Source organism: Nocardioides sp. YJ-D4 (genome assembly GCF_054031495.1).
The window spans coordinates 4,972,501-4,987,475 of sequence record NZ_CM132932.1 but is presented as its reverse complement, the minus strand read 5'-3'; the positions used below and the strand labels follow the sequence as shown (position 1 = coordinate 4,987,475).

The 14,975-nt window shown below is 67.7% G+C and carries 11 protein-coding genes and 2 rRNA genes (1 of these 13 running past the window's edge); 8 read left to right on the top strand and 5 right to left on the bottom strand.

Going from position 1 to position 14,975, the window contains the following annotated elements:
• Position 1: 1 nt before the first annotated feature.
• Entirely contained in the window at positions 2 to 559 is a 558-nt protein-coding gene (locus ACW14X_RS23860) for an RNA polymerase sigma factor (RefSeq protein ID WP_457163541.1), read from the top strand.
• Here ACW14X_RS23860 and ACW14X_RS23855 read toward each other — a convergent pair.
• Positions 556 to 1,449, bottom strand: a complete 894-nt coding sequence (locus tag ACW14X_RS23855) for a carbohydrate kinase family protein (RefSeq protein WP_457163540.1) — start codon at positions 1,447 to 1,449, stop codon at positions 556 to 558. The genes ACW14X_RS23860 and ACW14X_RS23855 overlap by 4 nt on opposite strands.
• A gap of 190 nt (positions 1,450 to 1,639) precedes the next feature.
• Between ACW14X_RS23855 and aceE the strand changes: the two genes are divergently transcribed.
• The 7 genes from aceE to ACW14X_RS23820 all read left to right on the top strand — a co-directional run bounded on the left by aceE (position 1,640) and on the right by ACW14X_RS23820 (position 11,060).
• Positions 1,640 to 4,375 (top strand): pyruvate dehydrogenase (acetyl-transferring), homodimeric type, encoded by a 2,736-nt coding sequence (aceE, locus tag ACW14X_RS23850; RefSeq protein WP_457166082.1) that lies wholly within the window; start codon positions 1,640 to 1,642, stop codon positions 4,373 to 4,375.
• Between the two features lie 109 nt (positions 4,376 to 4,484).
• Positions 4,485 to 5,672: a PucR family transcriptional regulator gene (locus ACW14X_RS23845; protein WP_160028568.1), complete on the top strand. Its 1,188-nt coding sequence runs from the start codon at positions 4,485 to 4,487 to the stop codon at positions 5,670 to 5,672.
• Positions 5,673 to 5,775: 103 nt separating this feature from the next.
• Positions 5,776 to 6,966 carry an acyltransferase domain-containing protein gene (locus ACW14X_RS23840; protein ID WP_160028566.1) on the top strand — a complete coding sequence of 397 codons (1,191 nt, stop codon included), beginning with the start codon at positions 5,776 to 5,778 and terminating at the stop codon, positions 6,964 to 6,966.
• Positions 6,963 to 7,949: a beta-ketoacyl-ACP synthase III gene (locus ACW14X_RS23835; protein WP_160028564.1), complete on the top strand. Its 987-nt coding sequence runs from the start codon at positions 6,963 to 6,965 to the stop codon at positions 7,947 to 7,949. The genes ACW14X_RS23840 and ACW14X_RS23835 overlap by 4 nt, the downstream gene beginning before the upstream one ends.
• 51 nt (positions 7,950 to 8,000) lie before the next feature.
• Positions 8,001 to 8,252 (top strand): acyl carrier protein, encoded by a 252-nt coding sequence (locus ACW14X_RS23830; RefSeq protein WP_091051955.1) that lies wholly within the window; start codon positions 8,001 to 8,003, stop codon positions 8,250 to 8,252.
• A gap of 91 nt (positions 8,253 to 8,343) precedes the next feature.
• The gene (locus ACW14X_RS23825) at positions 8,344 to 9,612 is read left to right on the top strand and encodes a beta-ketoacyl-[acyl-carrier-protein] synthase family protein (protein WP_160028562.1); all 1,269 of its coding nucleotides are present in this window, start codon (positions 8,344 to 8,346) and stop codon (positions 9,610 to 9,612) included.
• Positions 9,612 to 11,060, top strand: a complete 1,449-nt coding sequence (locus ACW14X_RS23820) for an acyl-CoA carboxylase subunit beta (RefSeq protein WP_400470331.1) — start codon at positions 9,612 to 9,614, stop codon at positions 11,058 to 11,060. The genes ACW14X_RS23825 and ACW14X_RS23820 overlap by 1 nt, the downstream gene beginning before the upstream one ends.
• A 112-nt stretch (positions 11,061 to 11,172) precedes the next feature.
• Here the strand turns inward: ACW14X_RS23820 and ACW14X_RS23815 are convergent, their stop codons facing one another.
• From ACW14X_RS23815 to ACW14X_RS23800, 4 genes are all read right to left on the bottom strand, one after another.
• Positions 11,173 to 11,703, bottom strand: a complete 531-nt coding sequence (locus ACW14X_RS23815) for a DUF3145 domain-containing protein (protein WP_160028558.1) — start codon at positions 11,701 to 11,703, stop codon at positions 11,173 to 11,175.
• Between the two features lie 203 nt (positions 11,704 to 11,906).
• Positions 11,907 to 13,031: a tetratricopeptide repeat protein gene (locus tag ACW14X_RS23810; protein ID WP_457163539.1), complete on the bottom strand. Its 1,125-nt coding sequence runs from the start codon at positions 13,029 to 13,031 to the stop codon at positions 11,907 to 11,909.
• Positions 13,032 to 13,158: 127 nt separating this feature from the next.
• Positions 13,159 to 13,275 (bottom strand): 5S ribosomal RNA (rrf, locus tag ACW14X_RS23805).
• 174 nt (positions 13,276 to 13,449) lie between these two features.
• A 23S ribosomal RNA gene (locus ACW14X_RS23800) occupies positions 13,450 to 14,975 on the bottom strand; it runs 1,567 nt beyond the window's last position.

The window sequence follows — 14,975 nt, the reverse complement described above, 5'->3', positions numbered from 1 at the left end:
CATGCCGAAGCAGCAGACGCGCCGCCCGTGGCCAGACACGGACGTCATCCGGTCGGCGCAGGCCGGCGACGTGGCCTCGATCTCGGTGCTCATCGAAGGGGCCCACCCACACGTGCGGCGGTTCGCCACGACGCTGTGCATGAGCGAGCAGGACGCAGAGGATGCCACGCAGGAGGCGCTGGTCATCCTCTATCGCAAGATCGGGACGCTGCGAGCGACCGGAGCGTTGGCGTCATGGATGTTCACCATCGTGCGCAACGAATGCGTTCGTCGCTGGACCATCAGCAGGAGACACGTCCTCGCCGAGGTGACCGATCTGCCCCTTCGAGCGAGCTCGTCGGCGGAGGAGGCCGCCTTGGCGGAGATCGAGGCTCGCCAGGTCTCCGCAGCCATCGCGAGGCTTCCGGCCGACCAACGGCAGGTGCTGCTGTTGCGCGACGTACACGGCTACAGCGGCAGATCGGTCGCGCGGCACCTGGGGCTGAGCCTGCCGGCGATGAAGTCGCGCCTGCATCGAGCCCGAGCAGCGCTCCGGGCCGGCCTCGAAGAGGTGGCCTAGCCGTTCAGCTCGGCACGGGTCGGCGGGTTGGCACCGGCACGCGAGACGGTGACCGCCGCCGCCCGGACGCCGTGGGCGAGCACCTCGCGACGGTCGCGCTCGAAGTCGTCCCAGAGCGCGTCGACGAGACCCGCGGAGAAGGTGTCGCCGGCGCCGATGGTGTCGACGACGGTCACCTTCTCGGCCTCGACGTCGATCCGCTCGGACGCGGTGATCCAGCTGGCGCCGTCGCCGCCGCGGGTCACCGCGACCGCACCGGCACCGAGCTCGAGCAGCCGCGCGGCCGTCTTGTCGAGCCCGATCCCGGGGTAGAGCGTCTCCAGGTCCTCGTCGCTCGCCTTGACCACATCGGCGTACGCCGCCGCCCGCTCGATCCGCGCGACGACCTCCTGGCCGGTTCCGGTCAGCGTCGGCCGCATGTTGATGTCGTAGAGGACCCGGACGGAGTCGGGGAGCCCGTCGAGCAGCTCGAAGACCGTCTCGGCGCCCGGTGAGAGCACCGGCGCGAGCGATCCGATGTGGACGAACCGCGGCGTCCCCACCGCGATCTCGCCGAGCTTCCACTCCAGGTCGAAGACGTAGGTCGCCGACCCGTCGGCCGTGATGGTGGCCTGCGCGGTCGAGGTGCGGGCCAGCACGTGCGGGTCGCATGCCATCACCACACCCGAATCAGCCAGATGAGCAGCCAAGGAGCGACCCCGAGCATCATCGGCGAACGAGGCCGCATACCGCACCGGTCGGCCGAGCCGGCCGAGCGCCACGGCGACGTTGGCGCCGCTCCCGCCGGGGTGGTCCCGGGTAACGCCATCAGCGGTCGTGACCACGTCGACCAGTGCCTCACCTACCACCAAGACGTCGGCAACGGCATTGTCACGATCCAGGCTAGTCACGGCGGCAGATTAGCAACTCGGCGTACGAACGATTTTTCCGGGGTTGACCAGCAGAAACCGCCTACTGTCCAGTAACCCACCGCGGGTGGGCGTCCGCTCTCGACCGCGTGCGACCATTGAGGATGTGACCGAACAATCCACCGAGACGACTGGTGGTCCGCAGGGCCCGACCCCCGCCCAGCCGACCGTAATCCACGAGGGTCTACCGACCCAGCTTCCGGACATCGATCCCGAAGAGACCAGTGAGTGGCTCGGCTCGTTCGACGCGATGCTCGAGTCGAGCGGACGCGAGCGAGCCCGCTACATGATGCTGCGTCTGCTGGAGCGAGCCCGAGAGAAGTCCGTCGGCGTCCCCGCACTGCGCAGCACCGACTACATCAACACCATCCCTTCCGACCGCGAGCCGTGGTTCCCGGGCGATGAGGACATCGAGCGACGCATCCGGGCCTTCATCCGGTGGAACGCCGCCGTCATGGTCTCCTCCGCCAACCGCAAGGGCCTGGAGGTGGGCGGCCACATCGCCACCTACCAGTCCTCCGCGAGCCTCTACGAGGTCGGCTTCAACCACTTCTTCCGCGGCAAGGACCACCCCGGTGGCGGCGACCAGGTCTTCATCCAGGGCCACGCCTCCCCCGGCATCTACGCGCGTGCCTTCCTCGAGGGCCGGCTCAAGGAAGAGCAGCTCTTCCGCTTCCGCCAGGAGGTGCAGCACGGGGTCGGCCAGGGCATCTCCTCCTACCCGCACCCGCGCCTGATGCCCGACTTCTGGGAGTTCCCGACGGTCTCGATGGGCCTGACCGGGATCAACTCGATCTACCAGGCGCGGTTCAACCGCTACCTGCAGAACCGCGGCATCAAGGACACCTCCGACCAGCGCGTGTGGGCCTTCCTCGGCGACGGCGAGATGGGTGAGCCCGAGTCGCTCGGCGCCATCCGGGTCGCCGCCCGCGAGGAGCTCGACAACCTGGTCTGGGTGATCAACTGCAACCTGCAGCAGCTCGACGGCCCGGTGACCGGCAACGGCAAGGTCATCCAGGAGCTGGAGTCCAACTTCCGCGGCGCCGGCTGGAACGTCATCAAGGTCATCTGGGGCCGCGAGTGGGACCAGCTGCTCGCCAAGGACGTCGACGGCGCCCTGGTCAACAAGATGAACTCGACCCCCGACGGCCAGTTCCAGACCTACTCGGTCGAGACCGGTGCGTACGTCCGGGAGAACTTCTTCGGCTCCGACCCGCGCCTGCGCAAGATGGTCGAGCAGATGAGCGACGAGCAGATCCGCAAGCTTCCCCGCGGTGGTCACGACTACCGCAAGGTCTACGCGGCCTTCGACGCGGCCACCAAGACCGTCGGGCAGCCGACCGTCATCCTGGCCCACACCATCAAGGGCTGGACGATCGACGCGCTGGAGGGCAAGAACGCCACCCACCAGATGAAGAAGCTGACCATGGCGGACCTCAAGAAGTTCCGCGACCGTCTGCTCCTGCCGATCTCCGACAAGGAGCTCGAGGCGACCTACGAGCAGACCGGCGCAGCGCCGTTCTTCAACCCGGGTCCCGAGTCGGCCGAGATCGAATACATGATGGAGCGCCGCAAGCAGCTCGGCGGTCCGCTCCCCCAGCGCCGGGTCGAGTTCAAGCCGCTCACCCTGCCCGGCGAGAAGGTCTACGCCGAGCTCAAGCAGGGTTCCGGCAAGAACAAGATCGCCTCCACGATGGCCACCGTCCGGCTCCTCAAGGACTGGATGCGTGACCCGGAGATCGGCAAGCGCATCGTGCCGATCGCACCCGACGAGTACCGCACCTTCGGCATGGACGCGATGTTCCCGAGCGCGAAGGTCTACAACCCCGGCGGCCAGCAGTACGAGAGCGTCGACCGGAAGTTGTTGCTCTCCTACAAGGAGTCCGCGCAGGGCCAGCTCCTGCACGAGGGCATCTCCGAGGCGGGGGCGCTGGCTTCGGCGACCGCTGCCGGCACGGCGTACGCCACCCACGGCGAGCCGATGATCCCGTTCTACATCTTCTACTCGATGTTCGGGTTCCAGCGCACCGGCGACTCGATCTGGGCGATGGCCGACATGATGGGCCGCGGCTTCCTGGTCGGCGCCACCGCCGGTCGCACCACGCTGACCGGTGAGGGTCTCCAGCACGCCGACGGTCACTCGCCGCTGCTGGCGGCGACGAACCCGGCGGTCGTGCACTACGACCCCGCGTTCGCCTACGAGGTCTCGCACATCATGCAGAGCGGCCTCGAGCGGATGTACGGCTCGACCGAGCAGCACCCGAACGGCGAGGACGTCATCTTCTACCTGACCGTCTACAACGAGCCGGTCAGCCAGCCCAAGGAGCCCGACAACGTCGACCTCGAGGGGATCCTGAAGGGCATCCACCAGGTCTCGACCGCCGAGGGAGACGGGCCCAAGGTCCGCCTGCTCGCCTCCGGCGTCGGGTTCCCGTGGGTCGAGGAGGCTGCCCGCATCCTCGAGGAGGACTGGGGCGTCAAGGCCGACACCTGGTCGGTCACCTCGTGGAACGAGCTCGCTCGCGACGCCATCGAGGCCGAGCAGTGGAGCCTCAACCACCCCGGTGAGACCCCGCGCACGCCCTACGTCACCGAGAAGCTCTCGGCGTCCAACGGACCCGTCGTCGCGGTCTCCGACTACATGCGGGCCGTCCCGCTGCAGATCGCCCGCTGGGTGCCCGACGACTACCGCGTCCTGGGTGCCGACGGGTTCGGCTTCGCCGACACCCGCCCGGCGGCGCGTCGCTTCTTCCAGATCGACGCCCAGTCCGTCGTCGTCCAGGCCCTCCAGGCTCTGGCCGAGGCCGGCGAGATCGACGCCGCGTTGGTGAAGAAGGCCTTCGACACCTACCGCATCGACGACCCGACGGCGACGAAGGGCATCATGCAGGAGGGCGGAGACGCCTGAACTCGTGGCGCCGAGTCGGCGCATCTGACCCCGTGTCTGGCGAAGCGAAGCGAGCCAGAGGGGTCGGATGCGCCGACTCGGCATGTCATCAGATGTACTAAGCGCAAGAATGGACAACGTGACCGCAGTAATTCCTCCTACCCGCCGGCGCACCGCGCAGGCGCTGCGGCGCGCGACCGGCCGGCTGGCGACGGCCGCCACCTCGCGCATGGACGACGCGATGCCGTGGTTCAAGGACCTGTCCGCGAAGAACCGCTCCCTCGTCGGCCTGATCGTGCAGGCGGGCATCAAGGAGTTCGTCGGCTGGTACGGCGGCGGCGCCTCCGCCGACACCGCCAAGCCCGACCTGGCCGCGTCGATGTTCGGCGTCGCTCCCCGTGCGCTGACCGGCATCATCACGCTCCAGCAGACCGTGGACCTCGTACGCCTCTCCATCGAGGTGGTCGAGGCCAACATCGACCACCTGCTCGGGCCCGAGGACGCCGCCGACGTCCACGAGGCGATCGGCCGCTACGCCCGCGAGGTCGCCTTCGCCACCGCCGAGGTCTACGCCCGCGCCGCCGAGCAGCGCGGCGCCTGGGACGCCCGGCTCGAGGCGCTCGTGGTCGACGCGGTCCTGCGTGCCGAGACCGACGAGGTCGTCCTCTCCCGGGCCAGCGCGCTCGGCTGGGACGCCGACCTGCCGCTGTGCGCGGTGCTGGGCCACGCTCCCGACGGCGTCCGCCTCGACGCCGCCATGGAGGAGGTACGCCGCCGCGCTCGCGCCCACGACCTGCACACCCTGTGCGCGGTCCAGGGTGACCGCCTCGTCGCCCTGCTCGGTGGCATCGAGGACCCGCTGGAGGCCGCGGAGCGCATCGCCGACCTCTTCGCCGACGGGCCCGTCGTCGTCGGACCGATGGCGGCCGGGCTCGCGACCGCCGCCGAGTCCGCCCGGGCCGCGCTCTCCGCCTACCGGGCCGCGCCCGGCTGGCCCGATGCGCCTCGCCCCGCACGCAGCCAGTCGTTCCTGCCCGAGCGTGCCCTGGCCGGCGACGCGTGGGCCCACCGGTACCTGATCGAGAATCTCTACCGGCCGCTGGTGGAGGCCCGCAGCACCCTGATCGAGACGTTGGCGGCGTACTTCGCCGCCGGAGGCGGCCTCGAGGCCACCGGGCGCACACTGTTCGTGCACCCCAACACCGTGCGCTACCGGCTCAAGCAGGTCGCGGAGCTCACCGGGTTCCTCCCGACCGACTCGCGCGACGCTCTCGCCCTGCAGGTCGCCCTGATTCTCGGCCGGCAACAGGACCATTAGCGCTGGCAGGGACGCAAGTTGTAGAACCCCTACAAGATTGCGGGAGGGATATTCGTTGCCGCTGAAGGTGAACCGACACCCCTCCAGACGGGACTATTCTTGCGTGCTCGTCATTGTCGCCCCAGGACAAGGTGCTCAGACACCAGGATTCCTCACCCCGTGGCTGGAGGACCCCGCTTTCGCCGCTCGTATGGAGTGGCTCTCAACCGTCGCAGGCATCGACCTGATCGACTACGGCACCAATGCCGACGCAGAGACCATCCGCGCCACCGAGATCGCCCAGCCGCTGCTGGTCGCCACCGGCCTGGTTGCGGCGCTCGAGCTCTTCCCGCAGCCCGCGGACGCCTTCGGCAAGATCGGAGCGGTCGCCGGCCACAGCGTCGGTGAGATCACCGCCGCCGCGGGCGCACGGGCGATCAGCGCCGAGCAGGCGATGGTGCTCGTCCGCGAGCGGGGCAAGGCCATGGCCGAGGCCGCCGCGAAGACGCCGACCGGCATGACCGCGGTCCTCGGCGGCGTACGCGAGGAGGTGCTGGCGGCGATCGAGAAGCACGGTCTCACCCCCGCCAACGACAACGGCCCCGGCCAGATCGTCGCCGCGGGCACCCTCGAGCAGCTCGAGGCCTTCGCCGCCGATCCTCCCGCCAAGGCCCGGCTGATGCCGCTCAGCGTCGCCGGCGCCTTCCACACCAAGCACATGGAGCCCGCCGTCGGCCACCTCCGCCGGCTGGCCCAGAGCGTCTCGACCCACGACCCGCGTACGCGCCTGATCAGCAACAAGGACGGCCAGATCGTCCACGACGGCGCCAAGGCGCTGGACCGGATCGTCGGCCAGATCGCCAACCCGGTGCGCTGGGACCTCTGCCTCGACACCATGTCCGACATCGGCGTGACCGGCATCCTGGAGATGCCGCCGGCCGGCACCCTGACCGGGATCGCCAAGCGCGCCCTCAAGGGCGTCGAGACCTTCGCCCTGAAGACTCCCGACCAGCTCGACGACGCCCGCGCGTTCGTCGAGAAGCACGGAGAGGCCAACCCGATCGAGACCACGCCGACCTGGCGCATGGTCGTCTCCCCGTCCAAGGGCACCTTCAAGCTCTCCGAGACCGTGTCCGGGGTCGACGTGATTCCGGCAGGCGCCGAGATCGGCGCCATCGCCAGTCTCCGCGACACGATCGCGATCACGTCCGCCCACGGCGGCGAGGTCATCGAATGGCTCGTCGAGGACGGCGACCTCGTATCCCCCGGTCAGCCGCTGCTCCGGCTGCACCCGACAGGAGTCCAGCACTCGTGATCTCTGCCCCGACAGGTTCCCCGCACGCCCGCATCCTCGGCGTAGGCGGCTATCGCCCCACCCGGGTGGTCCCCAACAGCGAGATCGTCGATCTGATCGACTCCTCCGACGAGTGGATCCGCACCCGTTCCGGCATCACCGAGCGTCGCTGGGCGGGTGAGGAGGAGACCGTACAGATGATGTCGGTCACCGCCTCCCGCAAGGCGCTCGAGCACGCCAAGATCGGCATCGACCAGATCGACTGCGTCATCGTCGCCACCGTCAGCCACATGCGTCAGACGCCCGCAGTAGCCGCGCTGATCGCCGACGAGCTCGGTGCCGACCACCCGGCCGCCTTCGACATCTCGGCGGCCTGTGCCGGCTTCTGTCACGGCATCGCGATGGCGAGCGACTTCATCCGCGGCGGCAGCGCCCGCAACGTACTCGTGATCGGTGTCGAGCGCCTCTCCGACATCACCAACCCGCACGATCGTGGCACCGCCTTCATCTTCGCCGACGGCGCCGGCGCCGCGGTCGTCGGCCCGAGCGACGAGCCCGGGATCGGCCCGGTCGTCTGGGGTTCCTCGGGCGACAAGGCCGACCACATCCAGACCCCCGACTGGTTCGACGCGATCGAGGCGAAGGAGACTCCCTGGCTGACGATGGAGGGCAACCCCGTCTTCCGCTGGGCCTCCTACGCCATGGCCAAGGTCGGTCAGGAGGCGCTCGAGAAGGCCGGCATCACCGCCGACGAGCTCGACTGCTTCGTCCCGCACCAGGCCAACATGCGCATCGTCGACGCCCTGGCCCGCTCCATGAAGCTTCCGGAGTCGGTCAAGATCGCCCGCGACATCGCCACCATGGGCAACACGTCGGCCGCCTCGGTCCCGCTTGCTCTTGAGCGGATGATCGAGGAGGGTCAGGCTGAGTCGGGCGACACCGCCCTGCTCATCGCGTTCGGTGCCGGACTGGTCTACGCAGCCCAGGTCGTCGTCGTTCCGTAGTCTCGCACCACCCAGAGTTTCACCACACAAATCCGAGAGGAAGCACCACATATGGCCACCACCGAAGAGATCCGCTCCGACCTCGCCGAGATCGTCAACGAGGTCGCCGGCATCGATGTCGCCGACGTTCAGCTCGACAAGTCCTTCGTCGATGACCTCGACGTCGACTCGCTGTCCATGGTCGAGGTCGTCGTCGCTGCCGAGGAGAAGTTCGGCGTATCCATCCCCGACGAGCAGGTCAAGAACCTCAAGACCGTTGGCGACGCGGTGAGCTTCATCGAGAAGGCTTCCGCGAACGCCTGACGCGCCCCGGCGGCTCGGCCAACCCTCCCAGGCCGAGCCGCCGGATCTGCTTCACCTGACCCAACGCGCCAACACCTCACACGGAGACCACATGAGCAGCCGCACCCGAGTCGTCGTCACTGGACTGGGCACCACCAACCCGGTAGGCGGAGATGTAGCCACCACCTGGGATGCCTTGATCGCCGGCCGCTCCGGCATCCGCGAGCTCACCGAGGAGTGGGCCCAGGACCTTCCCGTACGCATCGCCGGCCGTGTCGCCGTCGAGCCGTCCGAGGTCCTGGAGAGGGTCAAGGCGCGACGCCTGGACCGCTCCGCGCAGTTCGCCGTGGTCGCCGCGGCCGAGGCCTGGAAGGACGCCGGCTTCGAGGGTACGGCCACCGAGGCCGGCCTCGACGGCGAGCGCCTCGGTGTCGCTGTCGCCACCGGCATCGGCGGCGTCACCACCCTGCTCGACAACTACGACACGCTTCTGGCCAAGGGGCCGCGTCGGGTCAGCCCGCTGGCCGTCCCGATGCTGATGGCCAACGCCTCCGCAGCCAACATCTCGTTGATCTACGGCGCCCGCGCCGCGGCTCAGACCCCGATCTCCGCCTGTGCCTCCGGCTCCGAGGCGATCGCCCTGGCCGCCGACCAGATCCGTCTGGGCCGCGCCGACGTCGTCCTCGCCGGTGGCACCGAGGCAGCGATCCACCCGCTGCCGATGGCCGCGTTCGCCAACATGATGGCACTGTCCAAGACCGCCTCCGGCCCCGATGGTGGCGACCCGACCGCGGTCAGCCGCCCCTGGGACACCGCCCGCGACGGCTTCGTCCTCGGTGAAGGCGCCGGCATCGTCGTGCTCGAGACGCTCGAGCACGCCCAGGCGCGCGGCGCCCGGATCTACGCCGAGGTCCTCGGCGCCGGCGTGACCGCCGACGCCCACGACATCGCCCAGCCCGACCCCGAGGGTCGCGGCGGCAGCCGAGCCATCAAGCGCGCGCTCGAGGACGGCGACATCGACCCGAACACCATCGTCCACGTCAACGCCCACGCGACCTCGACCCCCCAGGGCGACATCGCCGAGGGCCTGATGCTCCACGCCACCCTCGGCAAGCAGGTCGAGAACGTCGTGGTCACCTCGACCAAGTCGATGACCGGCCACCTGCTCGGTGGTGCCGGCGCCCTCGAGACCGTCGCGACCGTCCTGGCGATCCACCACCGCCAGTCGCCGCCGACGATCAACCTCGACAACCTCGACCCCGCGGTCGAGCTCGACATCGCCACCAAGGCACGCGACCTGCCGGTCGGCGACATCGCGGCCCTCAACAACTCCTTCGGTTTCGGTGGCGCGAACGTAGCGGTCGTCTACGGAAGCATCTGATGACCATCACAGCCCCCGCGGCTGTTGCCGCGAGGAAGCAGCAGAAGCTTCCTCGCGACCAGGACCCCCGAAACCCGCTGACCCGGCTCAGGGCGCTCTTCGACGAGGGCACCGTCCAGCTCATCTCCCCCGACGACGACTCCGGCATGCTGGCCGCCGTCGGCGAGGTGGACGGCACCCGGGCGGTCGCCTTCTGCTCGGACGCCACCGTCATGGGCGGCGCGATGGGCGACCTCGGCTGCCGCGTGGTCGTCGACGCCTACCACCGCGCGATGACCGACGGCATCCCGATCATCGGCCTGTGGCACTCCGGCGGCGCTCGGCTGGCCGAGGGCGTACTCTCCCTGCACGCGGTCGGCCGCATCTTCCACGCGATGACGCAGGCCAGCGGCAAGATCCCGCAGATCTCGGTCGTCCTCGGCCCGGCCGCCGGCGGCGCTGCCTACGGTCCCGCCCTCACCGATGTCGTCATCCTCGGCCCCGAGGGTCGCATCTTCGTGACCGGTCCGGACGTCGTACGCTCCGTCACCGGTGAGGACGTCGACATGCTCCGCCTCGGTGGTCCCGAGCCGCACGGCCGCCGATCCGGCGTCGTGCACATCCTCACCGAGTCCGAGCGCGAGGCGCTCGACAAGGCCCGCACGGTCACCGCTCTCCTCGGCTCCCAGGGTGGCCTCGACGTCGCCGCGGTCGAGGACAAGGACCTCTCCGAGCAGCTGCCCGAGTCGAAGAAGCGCGCCTACGACGTGCATCCGCTGGTCGAGAACATCCTCGACGAGGGCACCGCACAGGAGCTGCACGCTCGCTGGGCTCCCAACATCGTCACCGCGCTCGGTCGCTTCGGCGGCCGCACCGTCGGCGTCGTCGCCAACAACCCGCTGCGGCTCGGCGGCTGCCTCGACTCCCTCTCCGCGGAGAAGGCATCCCGGTTCGTACGCCTCTGTGACGCCCTCGGCGTCCCCCTGATCGTCGTCGTCGACGTCCCCGGCTACCTACCGGGCGTCGGCCAGGAGTGGGACGGGGTCGTACGCCGCGGAGCCAAGCTCCTGCACGCCTTCGGGGAGTGCGTGGTCCCTCGGGTCACCCTGGTGACCCGCAAGACCTACGGTGGCGCCTACATCGCCATGAACGCCCGATCCCTCGGTGCGACCAAGGTCTTCGCCTGGCCGGGCGCAGAGGTCGCGGTCATGGGCCCGGTCGCCGCGATCCGCATCCTGCACCGCCGTAAGCTCGCCGAGGTCGCGCCCGACCTCCGTGCCCAGGTCGAGGCGGAGCTCGCGGCCGAGCACGAGCGTCTCGCCGGCGGTGTCGACAAGGCTGTCGAGATCGGTGTCGTGGACGAGGTCATCGAGCCGTCGGCGACCCGCAGCGCGATCGCAGCCGCCTTCGAGGAAGCGATCCAGACCGTCGGCGTACGCCGCGGTGCTCACGGCAACATCCCGCTCTGACCCGAACCAAGTCGAGTCGGCGCGTCCTGACCGAAAACAACGCCGAGTCGGCGCGTCATGACGCGCCGACTCGGCGTTTTCGTGGCCGTGCTCTGCGGCCGACGACGGTCGCTCAGACGACCTGGTGCAGCCAGCGTACGGGCGCGCCCTCCCCCGCGTGACGGAACGTCTCCAGCTCGTCGTCCCACGGCTTGCCGAGGAGCTTGTCGACCTCGAGCTCGAGCGTGGTGTCACCGAGGGCGGCCTTGACCACTGCGGCCTTGAGCCGGTCCTCGGGGATCATGATGTCGCCGTGCATCCCGGTGACGGCGTGGAAGACGCCGAGGTCGGGCGTGAAGGAGTAGCGCGCACCCTCGGAGGTCGACGTACCGTCCTCGGTGACCTCGAAGCGCAGGTGCGTCCATCCCTTCAGCGCCGACGCGATCGCCGCCGCGGAACCGACCGCACCCGACCAGAAGAGCTCGGCTCGGTAGGTGCCGGCCTGGGCGGGCTGTGCCGTCCAGTCGAAGTTCACCGGCGCGCCCAGCACCCCCGCGACGGCCCATTCGATGTGAGGGCAGAGCGCGGAGGGAGCCGAATGCACGAACACAACGCCTCGTGCGATGCCACGCGAGGCGCTCGGGTCCTTGATCTGAGTGGTCACCGATTATCTCCTTCGTTGCGGCGCGAGCTACGCCTTCCCCAGCGGGCTCGATCATGCGTGAAGGAACATTTCGGTGATCACACTGATGTAGTTGTACATCTATTCTTACCTACCGCGCCCAGGATCTCCAGTATCGGAGCAAAACGGCCAGTGGCGACCGGCATAGCTGCCGATCGCCACTGATTGCGCGTTTGAGACGGACCTCAGTCCCTCTCGACCGTCTTCTCGAGGGTCTCGGCGCGCGCCGCGGCGTCGGTGATCTCGTCGGAGTCGATCGCGTAGGTGCGGTGGAACCAGGTCAGCGCGTCCTTGTCCCGACCGGCGTCCTGGAGCGTGTCTGCGTACGCGTAGCGCAGCCGCACGACCCAGGCCTCACGGCTCTTGTTGTTGAGCGGCGACTGCTCGAGGATCCGCAGGGCGGCGTCGAACTGGCCCATGTCCCGGCGAGCGCCGGCCTCGACGATCGTCATCTCGGCCTTCGCCGGCGCCTCGAAGTTCGCCACAGACGGGCTGTGCGCGAGCTTGATCGCCTGCTCGGGCTGGCCGAGCGCGCGGTGGCAGTCCGCCATGATCGGCAGGTACGCCGTCGCGCCGTTCATCCGCTTCGCCGCACGCAGCTCGGCGAGCGCCTCGGAGTAGTGGCCGGCAGCGTACGCAGCCTCGCCCAGCGCCTCGCGGATCACAGCGATCCGCTGCGTACGCGACTTCGCCGCCTTGGCGTGCTGGTAGGCGAGCTCGGGGTCGGAGTCGATGAACATGTCGGCAGCAACCAGGTGGCGGGCGATCCGCGCCGCCAGCTTCTCGGGCAGGCCTCGCAGCTGAGCCGAGATCGCGCGGTCCAGCTCCTTGCCAGTGACCTCCTCCGGCAGTTCCGGACCGTCGTAGATCCGCTGATCCGCCGTGCGCTCCTCACGCGGCTCGTCGAAGCGGCGCTGCGGCTTGCCACCGGGCTTGCCGCCACGGTCCTTGGAGTAGCCACCCTTGCGGTCGCTGCTGCCGCCACGCTTCGGGCCGTCCGAGCGCTTCGGGCCGTCAGAGCGGCCGCCGGCGCGGGGGCCGCTGCGTCCGGTCGACGGCTTGCCGTCGCGGCGCTCGTCGCCTCCGCGGCCACCGTCACGACGCTGGTCGCCTCCGCGACCGCCAGCGGCGCCATCACGGCGATCGCTGCTCCGTCCAGCGCCAGGCCGACCGCCGCTCGGTCGACCAGCGCCCGGCTTGCCGTCACCCGATCGGCCGCCACGGCCACCGGTCGATGAATTCGAGCTCTTCGGACGCCCGGGGCGTCCGGCGGGCTTACCGCCTCTGTTGCTACGGCGCTCGTCAGCCATAGCTGCCTTCCTCACTGCTGCTTCCCGCAGCCGACTTCGAACGATCCGAGGACCATCGCGTTGACAAACTCAGTGCCAGTAAAAGCAGTAGAGGCCGCCCCAAAGGGCGGCCTCTACCTGAAATTTTGTCCGGCGGCGTCCTACTCTCCCACAGCCTCTCGGTTGCAGTACCATCGGCGCTGAAGGGCTTGACTTCCGGGTTCGGGATGGGACCGGGTATTTCCCCTTCGCTATGGCCGCCGTAACTCTATCGACTCACCCCCGCATTCATCTGCTGGCGCTTTCGCTGCCAGGCAGAGTTGCTTGGGGTGGCCAAGCCATTGTTCAGTTCTAGCATGTGTTGCTAGTTGGTGTGGACGCGAACAGTCTCATCAAAGAATCAGTCTTCGATGGTTGTTGTTTTTGTTGAGGGTTTATGAAAGATAAGCCCTCGGCCTATTAGTACCGGTCGGCTGGGCATCACTGCTGTACACCTCCGGCCTATCAACCCCATAGTCTGTAGGGGGCCTTAACCCATAAAGGGTGGGAAACCTCATCTTGAAACGTGCTTCCCGCTTAGATGCGTTCAGCGGTTATCACTTCCGAACGTAGCCAACCAGCCATGCACCTGGCGGTACAACTGGCACACCAGAGGTTCGTCCATCCCGGTCCTCTCGTACTAGGGACAGCCTTTCTCAAGTTTCCTACGCGCGCGGCGGATAGGGACCGAACTGTCTCACGACGTTCTAAACCCAGCTCGCGTGCCGCTTTAATGGGCGAACAGCCCAACCCTTGGGACCTACTCCAGCCCCAGGATGCGACGAGCCGACATCGAGGTGCCAAACCATCCCGTCGATATGGACTCTTGGGGAAGATCAGCCTGTTATCCCCGGGGTACCTTTTATCCGTTGAGTGACCACGCTTCCACATGCCGTGGCCAGATCACTAGTTCCGACTTTCGTCCCTGCTCGACATGTCTGTCTCACAGTCAAGCTCCCTTGTGCACTTACACTCGCCACCTGATTGCCAACCAGGCTGAGGGAACCTTTGAGCGCCTCCGTTACACTTTAGGAGGCAACCGCCCCAGTTAAACTACCCATCAGGCACTGTCCCTGAACCAGATCATGGTCCGAAGTTAGACATCTAGTACGACCAGAGTGGTATTTCAACGATGACTCCACACACACTGGCGTGTGCGCTTCACAGTCTCCCACCTATCCTACACAAGCCGAACCAAACACCAATACCAAACTATAGTAAAGGTCCCGGGGTCTTTCCGTCCTGCCGCGCGTAACGAGCATCTTTACTCGTAGTGCAATTTCGCCGAGTCCACGGTTGAGACAGCGCCCAAGTCGTTACTCCATTCGTGCAGGTCGGAACTTACCCGACAAGGAATTTCGCTACCTTAGGATGGTTATAGTTACCACCGCCGTTTACTGGGGCTTAAATTCTGAGCTTCGCCGTGAGGCTAACCCGTCCTCTTAACCTTCCAGCACCGGGCAGGAGTCAGTCCGTATACATCGTCTTACAACTTCGCACGGACCTGTGTTTTTAGTAAACAGTCGCTTGGGCCTGGTCTCTGCGGCCCTTCACGCTTCCCCCAGCTAGTGGGTTCACGATCCGGGCCCCCCTTCTCCCGAAGTTACGGGGGCATTTTGCCGAGTTCCTTAACCATGGTTCGCTCGATCGCCTCGGTATTCTCTACCTGATCACCTGAGTCGGTTTGGGGTACGGGCGGCTCATGACTCGCTAGAGGTTTTTCTCGACAGCATAGGATCATCGACTTCCCCAAACGGGTCCGTATCACGTCTCAGGCACACAGTGTGCGGATTTGCCTACACACAGCCCTACACGCTTACCCGTAGACAACCATCGCTACGGTTCGACTACCTTCCTGCGTCACCCCATCACTTGACTACTACACACTTGGGTCCCATGTTCCACACACACGCCTCACCCCGAAGG

Coding starts and splice junctions, on each gene's coding strand:
- ACW14X_RS23860 (WP_457163541.1), top strand. CDS start 2: ATGCCGAAGCAGCAGACGCGCCGCCCGTGGCCAGACACGGACGTCATC.
- ACW14X_RS23845 (WP_160028568.1), top strand. CDS start 4,485: ATGGACAACGTGACCGCAGTAATTCCTCCTACCCGCCGGCGCACCGCG.
- ACW14X_RS23830 (WP_091051955.1), top strand. CDS start 8,001: ATGGCCACCACCGAAGAGATCCGCTCCGACCTCGCCGAGATCGTCAAC.
- ACW14X_RS23825 (WP_160028562.1), top strand. CDS start 8,344: ATGAGCAGCCGCACCCGAGTCGTCGTCACTGGACTGGGCACCACCAAC.
- ACW14X_RS23820 (WP_400470331.1), top strand. CDS start 9,612: ATGACCATCACAGCCCCCGCGGCTGTTGCCGCGAGGAAGCAGCAGAAG.
- ACW14X_RS23810 (WP_457163539.1), bottom strand. CDS start 13,031: ATGGCTGACGAGCGCCGTAGCAACAGAGGCGGTAAGCCCGCCGGACGC.